17 protein-coding genes are annotated in these 19,225 nt (G+C 63.9%); 8 read left to right on the top strand and 9 right to left on the bottom strand.

The features are described from left to right. Nucleotides 1-172: 172 nt before the first annotated feature. Both ACJRW5_RS07645 and ACJRW5_RS07640 read right to left on the bottom strand, forming a co-directional pair. On the bottom strand, nt 173-1,174 hold the full coding sequence (locus ACJRW5_RS07645) for a TRAP transporter substrate-binding protein (protein ID WP_484569923.1): 1,002 nt from the start codon (nt 1,172-1,174) through the stop codon (nt 173-175). Nucleotides 1,175-1,291: 117 nt separating this feature from the next. Beyond that, a complete protein-coding gene (locus ACJRW5_RS07640) occupies nt 1,292-2,212 on the bottom strand; it encodes a LysR family transcriptional regulator (RefSeq protein WP_484569922.1) in 921 nt (306 codons plus the stop codon). 180 nt (nt 2,213-2,392) lie between these two features. Here ACJRW5_RS07640 and ACJRW5_RS07635 point away from each other — a divergent pair, with 180 nt between their 5' ends. Further along, the gene (locus ACJRW5_RS07635; RefSeq protein WP_484569921.1) at nt 2,393-3,595 is read left to right on the top strand and encodes a CaiB/BaiF CoA transferase family protein; all 1,203 of its coding nucleotides are present in this window, start codon (nt 2,393-2,395) and stop codon (nt 3,593-3,595) included. A gap of 216 nt (nt 3,596-3,811) precedes the next feature. After that, a complete protein-coding gene (locus tag ACJRW5_RS07630) occupies nt 3,812-4,747 on the top strand; it encodes a hydroxymethylglutaryl-CoA lyase (RefSeq protein ID WP_484569920.1) in 936 nt (311 codons plus the stop codon). Between the two features lie 63 nt (nt 4,748-4,810). Here the strand turns inward: ACJRW5_RS07630 and ACJRW5_RS07625 are convergent, their stop codons facing one another. From ACJRW5_RS07625 to ACJRW5_RS07600, 6 genes are all read right to left on the bottom strand, one after another. Beyond that, entirely contained in the window at nt 4,811-5,806 is a 996-nt protein-coding gene (locus ACJRW5_RS07625; protein WP_484569919.1) for a TRAP transporter substrate-binding protein, read from the bottom strand. Between the two features lie 74 nt (nt 5,807-5,880). Next, entirely contained in the window at nt 5,881-6,708 is an 828-nt protein-coding gene (locus tag ACJRW5_RS07620) for an HpcH/HpaI aldolase/citrate lyase family protein (RefSeq protein ID WP_484569918.1), read from the bottom strand. A 77-nt stretch (nt 6,709-6,785) separates the two neighbouring features. After that, nucleotides 6,786-7,985 carry a CaiB/BaiF CoA transferase family protein gene (locus ACJRW5_RS07615; RefSeq protein ID WP_484569917.1) on the bottom strand — a complete coding sequence of 400 codons (1,200 nt, stop codon included), beginning with the start codon at nt 7,983-7,985 and terminating at the stop codon, nt 6,786-6,788. A gap of 145 nt (nt 7,986-8,130) precedes the next feature. Further along, nucleotides 8,131-9,483 (bottom strand): MmgE/PrpD family protein, encoded by a 1,353-nt coding sequence (locus ACJRW5_RS07610; protein ID WP_484569916.1) that lies wholly within the window; start codon nt 9,481-9,483, stop codon nt 8,131-8,133. Between the two features lie 10 nt (nt 9,484-9,493). After that, nucleotides 9,494-10,657, bottom strand: coding sequence for an acyl-CoA dehydrogenase family protein (locus ACJRW5_RS07605; protein WP_484569915.1), 1,164 nt, complete (start codon nt 10,655-10,657; stop codon nt 9,494-9,496). Between the two features lie 74 nt (nt 10,658-10,731). Continuing rightward, complete coding sequence (locus tag ACJRW5_RS07600; protein WP_484569914.1) at nt 10,732-11,559, bottom strand: HTD2 family dehydratase; 828 nt, start codon at nt 11,557-11,559, stop codon at nt 10,732-10,734. A 212-nt stretch (nt 11,560-11,771) separates the two neighbouring features. Here ACJRW5_RS07600 and ACJRW5_RS07595 point away from each other — a divergent pair, with 212 nt between their 5' ends. Further along, nucleotides 11,772-12,659: a LysR family transcriptional regulator gene (locus ACJRW5_RS07595; RefSeq protein WP_484569913.1), complete on the top strand. Its 888-nt coding sequence runs from the start codon at nt 11,772-11,774 to the stop codon at nt 12,657-12,659. A 250-nt stretch (nt 12,660-12,909) separates the two neighbouring features. Then, nucleotides 12,910-13,464, top strand: a complete 555-nt coding sequence (locus ACJRW5_RS07590) for a nucleoside deaminase (RefSeq protein WP_484569912.1) — start codon at nt 12,910-12,912, stop codon at nt 13,462-13,464. Nucleotides 13,465-13,471: 7 nt separating this feature from the next. Here the strand turns inward: ACJRW5_RS07590 and ACJRW5_RS07585 are convergent, their stop codons facing one another. Continuing rightward, nucleotides 13,472-15,025: a sigma-54-dependent transcriptional regulator gene (locus ACJRW5_RS07585; RefSeq protein WP_484569911.1), complete on the bottom strand. Its 1,554-nt coding sequence runs from the start codon at nt 15,023-15,025 to the stop codon at nt 13,472-13,474. Between the two features lie 260 nt (nt 15,026-15,285). On the opposite strand from ACJRW5_RS07585, the gene phhA reads away from it, so the two are divergent. The 4 genes from phhA (at nt 15,286) to ACJRW5_RS07565 (ending at nt 19,172) form a co-directional block, all read left to right on the top strand. Beyond that, nucleotides 15,286-16,071, top strand: coding sequence for a phenylalanine 4-monooxygenase (phhA, locus tag ACJRW5_RS07580; protein ID WP_484569910.1), 786 nt, complete (start codon nt 15,286-15,288; stop codon nt 16,069-16,071). A 122-nt stretch (nt 16,072-16,193) separates the two neighbouring features. Then, nucleotides 16,194-16,547: a 4a-hydroxytetrahydrobiopterin dehydratase gene (locus tag ACJRW5_RS07575; RefSeq protein ID WP_484569909.1), complete on the top strand. Its 354-nt coding sequence runs from the start codon at nt 16,194-16,196 to the stop codon at nt 16,545-16,547. After that, nucleotides 16,544-17,743, top strand: a complete 1,200-nt coding sequence (locus ACJRW5_RS07570) for an amino acid aminotransferase (protein WP_484569908.1) — start codon at nt 16,544-16,546, stop codon at nt 17,741-17,743. The genes ACJRW5_RS07575 and ACJRW5_RS07570 overlap by 4 nt, the downstream gene beginning before the upstream one ends. A gap of 85 nt (nt 17,744-17,828) precedes the next feature. Then, on the top strand, nt 17,829-19,172 hold the full coding sequence (locus ACJRW5_RS07565) for a DUF2254 domain-containing protein (RefSeq protein WP_484569907.1): 1,344 nt from the start codon (nt 17,829-17,831) through the stop codon (nt 19,170-19,172). Nucleotides 19,173-19,225: the final 53 nt, after the last annotated feature.

Here is a 19,225-nt window from a genome sequence, read left to right as displayed (position 1 = left end):
GCGCCGCAAGGCATCCATCGGCATCTCCGTGGGTTGTTGTGATTGTCAGGAGTCGGACGAATCTAACCGAGCCAGAACCGGCGCGATATTCGTCATTGGCAAACACCGGCTTAGGCGGTGCTGAATGGCGAACCACCCCGGGTGCGTGGGCCCGGGGTGGTTCTGGGGGAACTTATTGGTTGGCGGCCTGAGCGGCTTCGATCACGTCCGCACCGATATCGGCTTCGAACTTCTTCCACGCCGGGCGCACGGCGTCACGCCAGGCAGCACGCTGCTCGGGAGTCAGGGTGATGATCTCGCTCTTGCCGGTATCGAGAATGCCCTGACGCGCTTTGGCATTGAGCGCCTCGGCCTGCTTGTTCACCTCGACAGTGACCTCGTCGACGATCGCCTCCAGCTCGCTGCGGATATCCGCCGGCAGACCGTTCCAGAACTTGGTGTTGGTGATCAGCACGTAGTTGCCGATGGCATGGTTGGACTCGGTCATGTACTTCTGCACCTCGAAGTACTTCTGCGAGTAGATGTTCGACCAGGGGTTGTCCTGAGCGTTGACCACACCGGTCTGCAGGCCCTGGTAGATCTCGGCGAAAGCCATCTTCCGGGGTACCGCACGCAGTGCGCTGTATTGTGCGGCCTGCAGGTCGGACGGCTGCACGCGGAACTTCTGCCCACGGGCGTCACTGGGTTCGACCAGCGGTTTGTTGGCGGTCAGTTGGCGCATGCCGTTGAGCCAGTAGGCCAGACCGGTGATGCCCTTGTCTTCCATCGACTTGAGCAGTGCCTTGCCCTTGTCCGACGCCTGGAAACGCTGTGCGGCCGCCACGTCATCGAAGAGGAACATCAGGTCGAACAGTTGCAGTTGCTTGGTGTACTGCTCGAGTTTGGAGGGTGCCGGCGCCAGCATCTGCACTTCACCGAGCAGCAGCGCTTCCATTTCCTTGCCATCGCCATACAGCGAGGAGTTGGCGTAGACCTCGACCTTGACCTTGCCGGCCAGGCGCTCGTCCACCAGTTTCTTGAACATCAGCGCGCCCTGCCCCTTCGGCGTGCTGTCGGCAGTGATATGGGAGAACTTGATCAAGATAGGATCGGCAGCCTGTGCCGAAATCGCGCCAAGCAGTGCGCAACCGGCAAGTACGCCGGCCAGGCCGCGACGAACGAATGAGAACTTCATGGAGAGCTCCTGTTGTTTTTGTCTGAGCGTCGAGGGTGAACCCCTTCGATTGGCCGGACTCTACCCCGCCCTTCCCTCTGGCTGAAATTCACATTTGAACAACCGAGCCTTCGGCATTCACGAAGGCAGAGCTTTCTCACCCTCTGTCAGCTGGCTGCCCCGCAAGTGGTCGAGCATCTGCTTCGCGGTCAGCGAAAGGCTGTCCAGATTGCGCACGGCCACCTTCAGTTCGCGCCTGGCCCAGGGATCATGCAGCGGGATCACCCGTACATCGAGCGCCGGCAAGTAGGTACGTACGGCAAGGTCTGGCAATACACCGACGCCCATACCGGTGTGGATCATCCGACAGATCGCTTCGAAACTGCGCACCTGGATGCGCAGACGCAGCGCCATGCCCTGATTGTGCGCGGAGTGCTGCAACAGGCTGTGCAGCGAGGCGTCCTGCTGCAGACCGATGAAGTCGTAGCCCACCGCTTCGCGCAGGTGAATGCCGTCACGCTCGGCCAGCGGATGGTCGCGCGGCGTGACCAGCACCAACTGGTCGTGGCGGTAGGTGAACACCTGCAGATCATCGGCCGGCACATGCCCGGCGAAGATACCGATATCGGTCAGCCCTTCGCGCACCGCACGAATGGTCTCGCTGCTGACGCGCTCTTCCAGATCGATCTTCACCTGCGGATGGCGGCGACTGAAGCTGGCCAGGTCCTCGGGCAGGAACTCGATCACCGCCGAGGTATTGGCATGGATGCGCACATGGCCCTTGACCCCCTCGCTGAACTCGCTGAGGTCGGCGTTGAGTTGCTCGAGGTTGTCCATCATGTTGCGCGCGTGGTGCAGCAGCGCATGACCGGCCGGGGTCAGCTCGACGCCCTTGGGCTGCCGATAGAGCAGCGCAATGCCAAGCTGGCTCTCCAGATCGCTGACACGCTTACTGACTGCCGCCAGGGCCAGATGCTCGCGCTCGGCGGCGCGGGTCAGGCTGCGCTCGTCGGCGATGGCCACGAACAGCTTGAGGGTGACGAAATCGATACGCCGCATGAAGATTCTCCGTTTCGTGCCTGGCGAAGCAGCGATGCCATATCAACACAGCAAAGCCGGTTTACAGCATGACACTTCGTCGTACGCGAAGCCTAGCTTGACCATTAAGCAATTGTCCGCACCGCATCACTGCGCCATTCTGCGCATCACAAGAAACGCACAGGCAAATCGGGTGCAGTCATGACTCAAAGCAATACCGGCAACATGGCCCTGCAGGGGCTCAAGGTCATCGAGATGGGCCAGCTGATCGCCGGTCCCTTCGCCAGCAAACTGCTCGGCGAATTCGGCGCCGACGTGATCAAGATCGAGCCGCCAGGCATCGGCGACCCGCTGCGCAAATGGCGCAAGATCAAGGACGGCACCTCGCTCTGGTGGCATGTGCAGTCGCGCAACAAGCGCTCGCTGACGCTGAACCTGAAGGAAACCGAAGCGCAGGACATCGTCCGCCAACTGGTCAGTGAAGCCGATGTGCTGGTGGAGAACTTCCGCCCCGGCACGCTGGAAGGCTGGGGCCTGGGCTACGACGCGCTGAAAGCCATCAACCCGAAACTGATCATGCTGCGCATCTCCGGCTACGGGCAGACTGGCCCCTACCGTGACCTGCCGGGCTTCGGCGTGATCGGCGAAGCCATGGGCGGCCTGCGCCACCTGTCCGGCTATCCCGGCCAGGCGCCCGTGCGCGTCGGGATCAGCATCGGTGATTCGCTGTCCTCGCTGTACGGCGTGATCGGCGTGCTGCTGGCCCTGCAAGAGCGTGCGCGCAGCGGCCAGGGCCAGGAGATCGACGTGGCGCTGTACGAGTCTGTATTCGCCATGATGGAAAGCCTGATTCCCGAGTACGACGCCTTCGGCTACATCCGCGAACCGGCCGGCAGCGCCCTGCCCGGCATCACCCCGTCCAACTCTTACCCGTGCAACGACGGCAGCTACGTGCTGATCGCTGGCAACGGCGACAGCATCTACAAGCGCCTGATGAGCCTGATCGGCCGTGATGACCTGGGCAACGACCCACGCCTGGCACAGAACGATGGCCGTAGCCAGCATGCCGAACTGATCGACAACGCCATCGCCGAATGGACCGCCCAGCGTGGCCGTGACGAAGTGATCGAAGCGCTCAAGGGCGCACGCGTCCCGGCCGGCTACCCCTACACCGCCGCCGACATCGTGCAGGACCCGCACTACCTGGCGCGGCAGATGATCGAGCAGGTGCAGACCAGCGCCGGGCAGCTGAAAGTGCCGGGCGTACTGCCCAAGCTCAGCCGCACCCCGGGACGCATCGGCACGGGCGGCCCGCAGCTGGGCGAGCACACCGATGACGTACTCGCCGGCCTCGGCCTGAGTGACGAGCAGGTCGCTGGCCTGCGCGAGCGCGGGATCATCTGAGCCACGCGGGATGGATGGTCCGTAGCCTGGATGAAATCCGGGGATTGCCGGTGCATTTTCCCGGTTTGCATCCGGGCTACAGGGGCAATTGAGTCCCCCTAGGGGGACCACCACCCACGACAGCTTCGTAGGGTGCGCCATGCGCACCACGACATCCACACCGTACAAGCCGGTGCGCACAGCGCACCCTACGCCTCGAGCAACCGGGATCACACCATGAGCAAACGCCTTTATATCCAGGACGTCGCCACCCGCGACGGTTTCCAGATCGAAGCCTCCTTCGTCCCGACCGAAGACAAGATCCTCCTGATCGACCGTCTCTCCCACACCGGCCTGGCGAAAGTCGAGGTCACCTCTTTCACCTCGCCCAAGGCCATTCCCAACCTGCGTGACGCCGAAGAAGTGATGCGCGGCATCCAACGCGTGGCAGGCGTCGAATACACCGTGCTGGTGCCCAACGTGAAGGGCTGCGAGCGGGCGCTGTCGTGCGCGGTGGACGAGATCAACCTGGTCATGTCGGCCAGCGACAGCCATGGCCTGGCCAACCTGCGCATGACGCCGGAGCAGTCGCTGCTGCAGTTCGTCGAGATCATCGAAGTCACCCGGGGCAGCGGCGTGTTCATCAATGCCTCGCTCTCCACCACCTTTGGCTGCCCATTCGAAGGTGAAGTCAGCGAAGCCCGCGTCTACCAACTGACTCAACGCCTGCTGGACATCGGCGTACAGGGCATCACCCTGTGCGACACCACCGGCATGGCCGACCCGGCCCAGGTCGAGCGCATCTGCGCCACCGCCGTGGCGCGCTGGCCGGAGGCCGTGTTCACCGCACACTTCCACAACACCCGGGGCATGGGCCTGGCCAACGCCTTGGCGGCGTTGAAAGCCGGTATCGACCGTTTCGACGCCTCGCTCGGCGGTCTCGGCGGCTGCCCTTACGCACCGGGCGCCAGCGGCAATATCTGCACCGAGGATCTGGTGCACATGTTCCAGCGCATGGGCCTGGACACCGGGGTAAACCTCGACGCCCTGCTCGCAGCGGCCGCCACCCTGCCCGAGCTGATCGGCCACGACGTGCCGGGTGCCATCCTCAAGGCCGGCAAGTCGGATCGACGTTATCCCAAACCGAAGTGGATGCAGGAAGCCGGGCTGTGATGCTCGGCCGCGACAAAAAACGCCCGGTGCATGCACCGGGCGTTTTCATTTCAGGGTCGACGCTCAACCCTGGTTGGCTTTCTCCGCCGCCTCGATCAGCTCGGCACCGATCTCGCTTTCGAATTTCTTCCACACCGGGCGCATCGCCTCACGCCACTCGGCACGCTGCTCCGGAGTCAGCTCGATGATCTCGGTGCTGCCGGCCTTGGCGATGTCCTGCTTGGCGGTACGGTTGAGGTCGTCGGCCTGCTTGTTCACCTCCAGCGACACCTCGGCCATGATCGTTTCCAACTCGCTGCGCACGTCGTCCGGCAGCCCCTTCCAGAACTTGGTGTTGGTGATCACCATGTAATCGATCAGGCCATGATCGGACTCGGTCATGTACTTCTGCACCTCATGCACCTTCTGGCTGTAGTAGTTCGACCAGGTGTTCTCGGTGCCGTTGACCACGCCGGTCTGCAGGCCCTGATAGACCTCGGCGAAGCTCATCTTGCGCGGGTTGGCGCGTACCGCCTTGAACTGCTCTTCCAGCACCGCCGAGGCCTGCACTCGGAATTTCAGACCACGGGCGTCGGCCGGGTCACGCAACGGCTTGTTCGCCGACATCACCTTCAGACCGTTGTGCCAGTAGGCCAGACCGGTGATGTTCTTGTCTTCCATGGAGGTCAGCAGCGCGCGGCCCTCGGGGCTGGCCTGGAAGCGGTCGACGGCGGCCATGTCGTCGAACAGGAACGGCAGGTCGAACAGCTGCACCGGCTTGGCGTACTGCTCGAACTTGGCCAGCGACGGCGCCAGCATCTGCACTTCGCCGAGCAGCAGCGCCTCCATTTCCTTGCCGTCACCGAACAGCGAGGAGTTGGGGTAGACATCCACCTTCACCCGCCCTGGCAAGCGTTCTTCGGCCAGTTGCTTGAACAGCAGCGCACCCTGTCCCTTGGGCGTGTTGTCCGCCACCACGTGAGCGAACTTGATGATGATGGGGTCATCCGCAGCCTGGACCAGACCGGCACAGGAGAGAATGGCGGCACAGGCAAGTGCCTTGGCGGTGAGTTTGAACATGACGTTACCTCATTGTTTTTGTAGGTCGGTACGTGGGACGAGATGGCTGGCGGCTCAGCGCCGCCGACCGGTTTTCAGGGCAGGCTTTCTCCGGCGCGTTGCAGCAGACGGCGGGCACGGCCCAAAACGGGAGCATCGACCATCTGGCCGTCGACCACGAACACCCCAGCGCCACCGCTGGCGGCGGTCATCACCCGGCGCGCCCAGGCCAGTTCCTCGTCTGCCGGGCACAACGCGCGGTGAACGATTTCAACCTGGCTCGGGTGGATGCACAGCAGCCCGTCGAAGCCCATGTCACGGGCATCACGCGCCGTGCGGGCAAGGCCTTCACGGTCTTCGATGGCCGGGAACACGCTGTCCAGCGGCGCGGCCAGGCCGGCTACACGCGATTGCAGGAGCAGGGCATAACGCGCCTGATCGAGGATGCGTTCGGCGGCGGCCGAGCCGCTGCTCAAACCCAGGTCCAGACCGAGATCGAGGGCACCGAACGACAGCCGTTCGACACCCTTGGCGGCAGCGATTTCCGCCAGCGCCAACAGCCCCGCCGCGCTTTCGATGATCGGCCAGACCGGCTTGCCGCACGTGGCAACGCGCGCCACATGGCCGGCGGACTCCACCTTGGGCAGCAGCACGCCGATCACCCCGGCATGCCGTGCGCAGAGCGCGATATCGGCGGCATGCCCGGCATGCTCGGGCGCATTGATGCGCACCAGCAAGCGCGCCTCGGGGTTGGCGCTGAGAAAGGCATCGAGATTGGCCCGCGCCTCGACCTTGAGGCTCTCCTGCACCGCGTCTTCCAGGTCGACGATGACCGCATCGGCGCCGACCGCCAGGGCCTTGGGAATACGCTCCGGCCGGCTGGCTGGCACGAACAGGGCGCTGCGGATGATCTGTGGCTTCATACATTTCCCGTAGGGTGCGCTGTGCGCACCAGCTTTTGGATTTATCGGTGCGCGCGGCGCACCCTACACAGGCGAAATCAGATCGCCCCATGCTCGCGCAGACGCTGGATATCGCTGGCGGCATAGCCCAGCTCGACGAGCAGCGCGTCGGTGTGCTGGCCCAGTGCGGGAATGGCATCCATCCGCGGTTCGAAGGCGCTATTGCGCCCTGGTGGCAACAGCGCCGGCAGGCTGCCGCTGGGGCTGTCAACCTGACGCCAGCGCCGCCGCGCCTGCAGTTGCGGATGGCCCCAGACGCCGGCCATGTCGTTGACCTGGGCATTGGCGATCTGCGCCTGCTCCAGGCGTTCGATCACCTGCGCGGCGCTCATCTGCGCAAAGGCAGCGAGGATGATCTCGCGCAGCTCGGCGCGGTTGGCCGAGCGCTTGGCGTTGGCACTGAAACGTTCGTCAGTGGCCAGCGACGGCTGCTCCAGTACCTTGGCGCAAAAGGCCGCCCATTCGCGCTCGTTCTGCAGCCCGAGCATCACCGTGCCGCCATCACCCGCGGGGAACGGGCCGTAGGGATAAATCGTCGAGTGTGCCGCGCCGGCACGCGGTGGCGGCGTGGCGCCGTCGTAGGCGTAGTACAGCGGGTAGCCCATCCACTCCACCAGGCTTTCCAGCATCGACACGTCGACGCGGCTGCCGATACCGGTCTTGCCGCGCAGCATCAGCGCCGAGAGCACGCCGGTGTAGGCGTACATGCCGGCAGCGATATCGGCGATGGAGCAACCGGCCTTGGCCATCTCCTCCTCGCCCGGCCCACCGGTGACGGAGAGAAAGCCGCCCTCGCTCTGGATCAGCAGGTCATAGGCCTTCTTCTGCTCGTACGGGCCGCCTTCGCCATAACCAGAGATGTCACAGACGATCAGCTTGGGGAAGCGCTCATGCAGCGCCTCGAACGACAGCCCCATACGTGCGGCGGCGCCAGGCGCCAGGTTCTGCACCAGCACATCGGCGCTGGCCAGCAGGCTGTCGAGCACCTGGGTGGCATCGTTCTGTTTGAGGTCGAGGGTCAGGCTCTCCTTGGAGCGGTTGGTCCAAACGAAGTGCGAGGCCAGACCGCTGACGCGCTCGTCGTAACCACGGGCGAAGTCGCCGCTGCCGGGACGCTCCACCTTGATCACCCGCGCACCGAGATCCGCGAGTTGGCGGGTGCAAAACGGCGCAGCGATGGCGTGTTCCAGGCTGACCACGGTAATGCCGTCCAGTGGCCGGGGATTGCTTTGAGTCATATCGAAAGCCTCATTTACTCAGGCGCCACAGAATTCTTGTAGGCGCGGCGGGCGGCGTACCGCTTTATCCGCAATTCCACACAACGGCAGCGCCTAACGCATTGCATTCGCGGATGAATCCGCTCCCACAGATTGGCTGTTCTCATCAGAACAATTGGTGCAGATCGTCGGTCTCGCGCAGGCGCCAGACCCGCTCGATCAGCACGCCGGCTTCGTCCTGACTGCGTTTGCCAGCGAAAGCCAGCAGGCGGCGGAACTTGTCTTCCAGCTCCATGCGATTGAGGGTGTTGCCGGGGTCGCCCTTGGGCTCATCGATGGCACTGAACAGCGTGCGGCCATCGCTGGTGAGCACTTCGACGCGGCCCAGCCAACGCTGCGGGTAGGCGATATCCACCTCCGGGTCCAGGCGCATCTGCACCTTGTCGCGAAACGCCGCCACGTCCGGGTCCTGCAGCGCCAGCTCGGCGAACTCGGTGAGCTGCGCCTTGCCGTGTACAGCGATCAAGCCCAGCACGGTGCCCATGGAGAACTTGGCCTGGTGCACGGTCTGCGGCACCTTCACGCGCCCGAGCACATCGATGGCGCCCTGATGCACGCGCGCTGTCACCCGCTGGATGTCCTCGTGACGCAGGCGTTCGCGCTGCATCAACGCCAGCAGGGCATCGGCAGCGGGATGGGTATGCCGGCAGGAGGCGTGAAACTTGAACGAGGTCTCCACCAATGCCCAGCGCCGCCCGAGGCGATCGGACAGCTTGCTCGGGTCGGCATCGCGGGACATCCCTGCGGCCATACCCTGCTCACCTTCGAGGATGTTCTGCGCACCGGTCAGGCCCTGCTCGGTGAAATAGGCGGCGAGCAAACCATCGGCAGCGGCCTTGGCGGTGTGCAGTTGCTTGGAGTCGGCAGCATCGCGCAGAAACTCCCACAAACCGGCCGCCTGGGTGCCAGCGTTACCCAGCAGATGGACGAACTGCTGCTGGTCGAAATCCAGCAGCTTGCCCACGCTGACGGCCGCCGCCAGGGTGCCGACGGTGGCCGTGGTGTGGAAGATGCGGTAGTGCGAACGACCGAGAAACTCACCGATGCGAATGCCCGCTTCATAGCCAGCGACCGAGGCCAGCAACAACTCACGCCCGGATTTGCCGAGGTCCTGCGCCGCCGCCAGGGCCGCCGGGAAAACCACGGTGGCCGGGTGCAGCACCGAGCTGTTGTGCAGATCGTCCTGCTCGACCAGATGGGACGATGCGCCGTTGACCAGCGCGGCGAAGTACGCCGAAGTACCGCGGCCGTTGACCAGGATGCGCGCCGGGCCATCGGCCGGTCCCATCTTCTGTGCATAGGCTTCGAACAGCGGAATAGGTCGCGCGCCCTCACTGGCCAGGGCCGAGCCGAGCCAGTCGAGCAGCAGGTCCTCGGTGCGCTCCAGCACGTGCTCGGGAATCTGCTCATCACTCAGCTCGGCGAGGAAAGCGGCGAGTTGTTGCGTATGGTTGGTCATCGCCGATACCTCAGAAGCTGCGCGGCAGCTCGAGCAGATGCTCGGCCACGTAGGACATGATCAGGTTGGTGGAGATCGGCGCCACCTGATACAGGCGGGTCTCGCGGAACTTGCGCTCGACGTCGTATTCGTTGGCGAAACCGAAGCCGCCGTGGGTCTGCAGGCAGGCGTTGGCCGCCGCCCAGGACGCCTCCGCCGCCAGGTACTTGGCCATGTTGGCGCTGGCCCCGGCGTTCTCGCCGCGGTCGTATTGCTCGCAGGCGCGCCAGCGCATCAGGTCGGCGGCTTCCACTTCGATATGCGCCTTGGCGATGGGGAACTGCACGCCCTGGTTCTGGCCGATGGGCCGGCCGAACACCACGCGGTCGCGGGCATACTGGCTGGCCTTTTCGATGAACCAGCGGCCATCACCGATGCACTCGGCGGCGATCAGCGTGCGCTCGGCGTTGAGGCCATCGAGGATGTAGCGAAAGCCCTTGCCCTCCTCGCCGATCAGGCTGCTGGCGGGGATTTCCAGGTTGTCGAAGAACAGCTCGTTGGTCTCGTGGTTGACCATGTTGGCAATCGGCTGCACGGTCAGGCCGTTGCCGATGGCCTCACGCAGGTCGACGAGAAAGATCGACATGCCTTCGGACTTGCGCTGCACCTCGGCCAGCGGCGTGGTGCGCGCCAGCAGGATCATCAGATCGGAATGCTGAATGCGCGAGATCCACACCTTCTGCCCGTTGATCACGTACTTGTCGCCCTGACGCACGGCGGTGGTCTTGATCTTGGTGGTGTCGGTGCCGGTGGTCGGCTCGGTCACGCCCATCGACTGCAGGCGCAGCTCGCCGCTGGCCAGCTTGGGCAGGTAATAGCTTTTCTGCTCATCGCTGCCGTTACGCAGCAGGGTGAACATGTTGTACATCTGCCCGTGGATGGTGCCGGAGTTGCCGCCGCAGCGGTTGACCTCCTCGAGGATCACCGAGGCTTCGGCCAGGCCCAGACCGGAGCCGCCGTACGCCTCGGGAATCATCGCCGACAGCCAGCCGGCTTCGGTCATGGCCGTGACGAAGGCTTCGGGAAAGCCCTTTTCCTCGTCGATCTTGCGCCAGTACTCGGCGGGAAATTCCGCACAGAGCGCGCGTACGCCTTCACGGATGGCGTTGAGTTCTTCGTTGTTGTAGTCGTTCATCACAGTTCCTCAGTGAGCCGTAGCCCGGATGCAATCCGGGGCGATTTCCCGGTTTGCATCCGGGCTACGAACAATCAGTCGAATTGCACGTCGGCGCGCTGCGCCAGGCCGGTTTCGTTGCCGGCCCAGAGTTCGGCCTGACCGTCGCCACTGATGCGCCCGCCAACCTCGAAAGGCTGCGGCGCGATCAGCGGGCGCAGGCCGCGATAGGCGATGCGGCGCAGACGCGCCTGCGGGTTGGCGCGGCAGAAGGCGCGCAGGCTAAGCGTGGCGATCAGCGGGCCGTGCACCACCAGGCCGCCGTAACCTTCGGTTTCGGTGACGTAGGGCCAGTCGTAATGGATGCGGTGGCCGTTGAAGGTCACCGCGCTGTAGCGAAACAGCAGCGTGCTGCTCGGCGTCACCGCCTCGCGCCAGTCGCCGGCGACCAGCGGCTCGCCACTGCTGGCCTTGGGCGGCGTCGGCTCGCGGTAGACGATGTCCTGCTCTTCACGGATGGCCAGCTGGCCGTCCTGCAGGTAGTCGTGCTGTACGGTGACGAACAGCAGCGCACCGGTGCGGCCGTGCTTTTCCTCGATGTGCTTGATGGTCGACACACGGCTGGCTTCACCACCGACGCGCAGCGCCTGGAAGAACTCGATGCGGCCACCAGCCCACATGCGGTTGCGGTCGTCAGCTGGCGGCAGAAAGCCGCCGCGCGCCGGATGGCCGTCCTCGCCCAGGCCGTTTTCAGCCACGGGATCTTGAAAGAATGCCCAGTGCCACAGCGGCGGCAGTGCCTCGCCGTGAGCGGGCGTGGCGTCGCCGAGCGTCGCGGCGATGCGCTTGACCAGATTACGGCTGATCTGGTCGTGGACTTCTTCGCTACGACCGATCCAGGCAGAGAAAGCAGAGTCACTCATGGTGCATGGTTCCCGCTCGTTCTTGTGTGGAACCGAGCATGCAACCCGCCGCGCGTTCAGAGAATCCGCATTTATTTAATCCAGCGTTCGGATATGCTGAACACCATATTTCTATGTGGGAGGGGCTTTAGCCGCGATGTTTGCCGGGAAGCCAGGTCGTCGCGGCTGAAGCGGATCGCCGCCCGGCCCCTCCCACAGAAGCAGAGGAACCCATGCACTTCGATCTAGCCGACCTGCGCCTGTTCATCCATATCGCCGAGTCGCCCAGCCTGACCCAGGGCGCACGGCGGGCCTTTCTCTCGCCAGCGGCGGCCAGTGCGCGGATCAAGGCTCTGGAAAGCCAGCTCGGTAGTCGCCTGCTCTATCGCGACAGCCGTGGCGTCGAGCTGACCCCGGCTGGCCAGCGCCTGTTGCAGCATGCGCGGCTGATCATGCGCCAGGTGGACTACCTGAAAAGCGAATTCACCGAATACGGCGCCGACGCCGCCGGACACATGCGCATCTTCGCCAACACCACGGCGGTGACCGAGTTTCTGCCCGAGGTGCTGGCTGGTTTTCTCGCCGAACGCCCCGGGGTCACGGTCGACCTGCAGGAGCGCCTGAGCCGCGACATCGTGCGCGGCGTGCTGGATGGCGCGGCAGATCTGGGCATCATCGCCGGCCCGGTACAGGCGCCGGGCCTGCAGGTCCTGCATTTCAGCACCGACCGCCTGGTGCTGGCGGTGCCCTTGGGCCACGCCCTGGCGCAACGCCAGTCGGTCAGCTTCGCCAACACCCTCGCCTATCAGCACATCGGCCTGCACGAGGGCAGCACCCTGATCACCTTTCTCCGCGAGCAGGTGGAAAAACTCGGCGAAAACCTGGCCCTGCGTATCCAGGTGTCGAGCTTCGAGGCGATCTGCCGAATGATCGAGGGCGGCGTGGGCATCGGCATCATCCCCGAGTCCGCCGCACGCCGGCACAGCCGTACCATGCAATTGGCCGTCTTGCAGTTGGACGAAGACTGGGCGGTACGCGAGCGCAGCATGCTGGTGCGTGAACTGGATGCGCTGCCGGGCAGCGTCCGGGCCCTGATCGACCGGCTGACTCAGGGCGTCTGAGGCGGAGCGTTGTCGACACCTGCAGGAACGCCAGGCAAAAAAAGGGCGACCATCAGGTCGCCCGCCCATTCAAGGCATTCCTGAAAAGGAATGCGGAAACGCTTGCACCCAAATCACGCAGGATGATCGGTACGCACGCAGTTTCACCTCCACCCGCTTGCCCGCCAATTGCACCAAGGTCGTAGACGGGCGAACTCAGCCGTGCGAGCCATACTCAGAGCACTACCCAGTGGTGGATGAGGACAGGTCAATGAGCCCCGAGCATCTCGCCCTCCTGCAACAAGCGCCGGCCAGCAGCAATGCCGAGGACATCTGGGCCAGGATGTGCTGTGAGCAAGCCTTACTGGCCCTGGAGGACGGCTGCTACGCGGTGGGCGCGATACTGGTCAATGACCGCCAGGAGTTGCTGTGCAGTGACCGCAACCAGGTCTTCGCCAACGCGTTCGACAGCGCGGCCCATGCCGAGATGAAGGTCATCGATCAACTCGAACACCAACACCCCGAGGTCGACCGCCAAGGGCTGACGCTCTACGTCAGCCTGGAATCTTGCCTGATGTGCTACGGCCGCATCCTGCTCGCTGGCATACCGCGTGTGCGCTACCTGACGCGCGACAAGGACGGTGGCTTCGCCGTCAGCCACGGGCCGCTACCGCCGGTTTGGGAAAACCTGGCATCGCGGCTTTCAGTCGCGCAGGCCGAGGTTGCACCTTACTGGGTCGAATTGGCCGAACTGGCCATCCAACGCCTGCAGAACCGCCAGGCCCTGCGCCAACGGGTAACCCAGGCCTGGCGCGGCCAACCATGAACAGCCGCTAATCCTTGCCCAGCCCATGTTGGCGCAGCTTGTTGGCGATGGTGGTATGGGACACGCCAAGGCGCTTGCCCAGCTGGCGGCTACTCGGATGATCGCGAAACAGCCGCTCCAGTACCGCCTTTTCGAAGCGGCCGAGAATATCGTCGAGGCCACCTTCCACCGAGAACTCGCCCAGCGGCTGCGGCGCGCCGTAGTCCGGCAAACGGATATGCTCGGCCTTCACCGTGCCGCCATCACAGAGCGAAACCGCCTGGAACAGCACGTTCTCCAGCTGGCGCACGTTGCCCGGCCAGTGGTAGTTCGCCATGCGCTCGAGCGCCTGCGGCGCCAGCTTCGGCAGCGCGCAGCCAATCTGCCGGCTGGCCGAATCGAGGAAATGCTCCACCAGCGGCGCCAGGCCATCGAGGCATTCGCGCAACGGCGGGATGTGCAGACTGAGCACATTGAGGCGGTGATAGAGGTCCTGGCGAAATTCGCCCCGCGCGCACAACTCGGACAAATCGACCTGGGTGGCGCAGATCACCCGCACATCCAGATACACCTCTTCATCGCTGCCCACCCGGCGGAAGCAGCCGTCCTGCAAAAAACGCAGCAGCTTGGCCTGCAGGCGCGGGCTCATCTCGCCGACGCCATCGAGAAACAGCGTGCCGCCGGCCGTCAGTTCCAGCAGCCCGAGCTTGCCCTCCGGGCGCGCGCCCTCGAAGGCGCCGGGGCCATAACCGAACAGCTCGGTCTCGGCCATGGACTCGGGCAGGCCGGCGCAGTTGAGCGCCATGAACGGCGACTGGCCACGTGGGCTGGCCAGGTGGCAGGCGCGTGCCAGCAGCTCCTTGCCGGTGCCGGTTTCGCCCTCGATCAACAGCGGCGCGTCCAGCGGCGCCATGCGCCGCGCCTCCTTGACCACCGCAGCCATCACCTTGGAACTCTGGAAGATCGAGTCGAAACCGCGCAGCTCCTGCTTGCGCACGTGGTAGATGCGCTCGCCGACACGATCGGCGCGGTGCAGAGTCAGTACCGCGCCGGCCAACGCCTCGCTGTCGTCATGTTCGTTCTGCAGCGGCGCGATATCAGCGAGGAAGACATCGCCCTTGATCTTCACCCGCAAGCCGTTGATCCGCGTCTTGTTGGCGCGCACCAGCTCGGGCAGGTCGAAGTCCTCGGCGTAACGCGACAGCGCCATGCCCGGTACCTCGTCAACACGTACGCCCAGGAGCTGCGCGGCGCTGCGGTTGGCGGCGACGATACTGCCGCCCATGTCGATGGACAGCACCGGAAAATCCAGCGCCCCGAGCAGGGCATTGAGCTCCAGATGGCGCCGCTCGCTGGGCATCAAGCCCACCCGTTTGACACCGAATACGCCGGCAATCGCCTCGAACTTCGGGCGCAGCGACTGGAATTGCAGATTGATCAGATTCGGGCAGTGCAGGTAGATGGCGTTGCCCTGCTCCCCGCCGACTTCGCCACGGGCGACGTTGATGCCGTAGTCGACCAGCAGGTTGAGAATGTCACGCAGGATGCCGACACGGTTCTGGCAATGGACCTTGATACGCATGGCTCAGGCTCTTATTGGTCTTGTTATGGGCCGTCACAGTGCGGAAAATCGCTGCAACGGCATAATTTTCGTAAAGAATATGTGCCAGTTTTCAGCGCACAGCAAGCCATCACACGGCCCCAGCACCATTATCGTAAGCCAAACTTTACAGCCTCGTCGTCTTCTTTCTCGCAAAGCGCCCGACAAGACCCTCGCCGGTTGAGTAATCGAAGGCATGCTCTGGTCAACACAAGAACAACAGCCCCCTGCAGGAGGCAGCGATGAAGAGCACGCAGTACCTGGCCCGCGAACCGGACGAAAGTGGCTTTATCCACTACCCCGAAGCCGAACATCAGGTGTGGAACACCCTGATCACCCGCCAACTGAAGGTGATCGAAAACCGTGCCTGCCAGGAGTACCTGGATGGCATCGAACAACTCGGCCTGCCGCTGCAGCGCATTCCGCAGCTGGGCGAGATCAACCGCGTGCTCGAAGCCACGACTGGCTGGCGTGTGGCACGGGTGCCTGCGCTGATTCCGTTCCAGACCTTCTTCGAGCTGCTGGCCAGCAAGCAGTTTCCCGTCGCCACCTTTATCCGCACGCCTGCAGAGCTGGACTACCTGCAGGAACCGGACATATTCCACGAGATCTTCGGCCACTGCCCCATGCTGACCAACCCCTGGTTCGCTGAATTCACCCACACTTACGGCAAGCTCGGCCTCAAGGCCAGCAAGGAGCAACGTGTATACCTGGCGCGGCTGTACTGGCTGACCATCGAGTTCGGCCTGCTCGACACCCCGGCCGGTCGACGTATCTATGGTGGCGGCATTCTCTCCTCGCCGAAGGAGACCCTTTACGCCCTTTCCGACGAGCCCGAGCATCAACCCTTCGACCCGCTGGAAGCGATGCGCACGCCGTATCGCATCGACATTCTGCAACCGCTGTACTTCGTACTGCCCCAGCTCAAGCGCCTGTTCGAACTCGCTCAGCAAGACATCATGGCGCTGGTGCAACAGGCCATGAGCCTGGGCCTGCATGCGCCGAAGTTTCCGCCGAAAGCGGCCTGAGCGGTGGCACTTGATGCAACCAGTGACTTACCCGTTCGCCGCGAGGCGCGGCGCCTACATTCGATGGTTAACTGACTAGGCAGCAGCCGATTCACCCAAACTTCTTACCCTGGAGAAATCCCATGAGCCTTGCCCAAGCCCAATGCGAAGCCTGCCGCGCCGATGCGCCGAAAGTATCCGAGCAGGAGCTGGCCGAGCTGATCCGCGAGATCCCCGACTGGAACATCGAGGTGCGCGGCGACCACATGGAGCTGGAGCGCGTTTACCTGTTCAAGAACTTTCGTCACGCCCTGGCCTTTACCAACGCGGTCGGCGCCATCGCTGAGGAAGTCGGTCACCACCCGGCCCTGCTCACCGAGTGGGGCAAGGTTACCGTGACCTGGTGGAGCCACGAAATGCGCGGTTTGCACCGCAACGACTTCATCATGGCCGCTCGCACCGATGTGCTCGCCGCCAGTGCCGAGGGCCGCAAGTGAGCCACTTCAGTGACGTCGCCCGCGTACCGGGCGACCCCATTCTGAGCCTGATGGAAACCTATCGCCTCGACACCAATCCGGCGCGCCTGGACCTCGGAGTCGGCGTCTACAAGGATGCTCAGGGCCTGACCTCGATCCCCCGTGCGGTGAAGCTGGCCGAACAGCGACTGATCGACAGCGAACTGAGCAAGAGCTACATCGGCGGCCATGGCGATACCGCCTTCGGCGAACACCTGAGCCGCCTGGTGCTAGGGGAACGCTCGCGGCTGCTGGGTGAACAGCGCGCCGCTGCCACGCAGACGCCCGGCGGCACCGGCGCCCTGCGCCTGGCCGGCGATTTCATCCGCCACTGCCTGCCGGGACGCGGCATCTGGCTGAGCGACCCGACCTGGCCGATTCACGAAACCCTGTTCGCCGAGGCCGGGCTCAAGGTCGGCCACTATCCCTACGTCGGCGCCGACAACCGGCTCGATGTGGAGGCGATGATCGCCGCCCTCAGCCACCTGCCCAAAGGCGACGTGGTGTTGCTGCATGCCTGCTGCCACAACCCTACCGGTTTCGACCTCTCCCCACGGGACTGGAAACGCGTGCTGGAGGTGGTCAAGGCACGCGAACTGCTGCCACTGATCGACTTCGCCTACCAGGGCTTCGGTGATGGCCTGGAAGAGGATGCCTGGGCGGTGCGCCTGTTCGCCGCCGAGCTGCCAGAATTGCTGATCACCAGCTCCTGCTCGAAGAACTTCGGCCTGTATCGCGAGCGCACCGGCGCGCTGATCGTTTGCGCGGGCAATGCCGAAAAGCTCGTCGACATCCGCAGCCAGCTCTCCTCCATCGCGCGCAATCTGTGGTCGACCCCCCCTGCCCACGGCGCGGCAGTGGTCGCGACCATTCTTGGCGACGATGAACTCAAAAGCCTGTGGCTGGACGAGCTGGAAGGTATGCGCCTGCGCGTGACCAGCCTGCGTCGCGGCCTGGTCGATGCCCTGGAGCCGCACAACCTGAACGCACGTTTCGCGCATGTGGCCGAGCAGCGTGGCATGTTCTCCTACACCGGGCTGTCCCCGTTACAGGTGCTGCGCCTGCGTGAAGAGTTCGGCGTGTACATGGTCAACAGTGGCCGCGCCAATGTCGCCGGGCTGGATGCCAGCCGCCTGGATCAACTGGCCGCTGCCATTGCCCGGGTCTGCGTGAACTGAGTCGGCGGGCGGCGGTCACTATGGCCTGCCGCCCGCCCGCTTCCCGGCTATAGTGCGGTCAATGCCATCCACGACGGATTCGCCAATGGCCGTAACCAGCAACATCCTGTTCCGCGCCTACCAGCGCGTCATTCATAGCCTGGCGTTCTACCCGACGCTGATCGCCATCGGCTTCTTCCTGCTGTGTCTGCTGACCATGGCCATCGAATACCGCCCCTGGATGACGGCACTCAAGGAACAGTTCGATCTTGGCCTGGTGCGTAATGCGGACAATGCCAGATTGATACTCGGCACCCTGGTGGCCGGCATTCTGTCGCTGATGGTGTTCAGTTTCTCGATGGTCATGGTGGTACTCAACAACGCCGCTGCCTCACTTTCACCGCGGGTGATTCCAGGGTTGATCAGCAGCAAGGGGCATCAGAAAACCCTCGGCGTCTACCTCGGCACCATTCTCTACGCGCTGTTGCTGATCACCACCATCGAACAGGGCGACAGCGAGCGGGTGCCCAGCCTGGGCGTGCTGATCACCCTGGCACTGGGTATCACCTGCCTGGGCCTTTTCGTGCATTTCATCCGTTCGATCTCGCAGTCGATTCAGGTCGAGCACATCCTCAGCAACCTCTATGGCGCCAGCCTGGAAAAGCTCGATGCCTGCAGCACCAGCCTGTCCGCAATAGAGCAGCAGCCACCCTGGCCGGATGACAGTGGCTGGGTGACCGTCAATGCGCAGCGCAACGGCTACTTCAAGGCACTCAACGTCAACGAAGCCAATGCGCTGCTGCGGCGACACCAGGTGCGCATGACGGTACTGGCCCACCGCGGCTTCTTCGTCAGCGAGGGGCATCCGCTGTTTCGTCTGGAGCGTGCGCAGGACGAAGACGTCTGCCAACAGTTGCTCGACTGCTTCGACTTCTTCATCGAGGAATACGCCAGCACCCACTACTTCTTCGGTTGCCGGCAAATGTCGGAGATCGCGGTCAAGGCGCTGAGCCCCGGCATCAATGATCCAGGCACAGCGATCAAGAGCGTGGATCTGCTCAGCGTGCTGCTGAGCAAGCGCCTGGCGCTGAGCGACCGGGACTTTGCCGCCCTGCCCGATGAGCCGCCGCGGCTGTCCTACCACGAGCTGTCGCTGGACCAGTTGCTGCTGCAGCTGCTGGGGCCAATACGTGCTTATGGCGCTGCGGATGTCAGCGTTCTGGTCAGCCTGCTGCAAGCCTACAAGAACCTGCTGCATTGCCCCTGCAGTGAGGCGCAACGCAGCGAGCTTCTGCGCCATGCTCGCAGCGTCCGTGACACTGCAGAGCGCCACCTGCACGAGCGGCGCGAGCGTGAGGAAATCAATGACTTCATCGCTCGCCTCAACCGCACGCTGCCCTCCGAATACAGCCCACTGCTGCCCCTGCACGTAGCAAGCGAAGCCCCATGATGGGGCAGTTGTACCCAGAAAAAAATTGGGCGACCGTTTGTCTATAAAAATAA

The sequence above is a fragment of the Pseudomonas pichavaramensis genome (assembly GCF_050473265.1).
In the GTDB taxonomy this organism is placed as follows: Bacteria; Pseudomonadota; Gammaproteobacteria; order Pseudomonadales; family Pseudomonadaceae; genus Aquipseudomonas.
The sequence above is the reverse complement of the archived record's forward strand: the minus strand, read 5'-3'. Positions and strand labels throughout refer to the sequence as shown.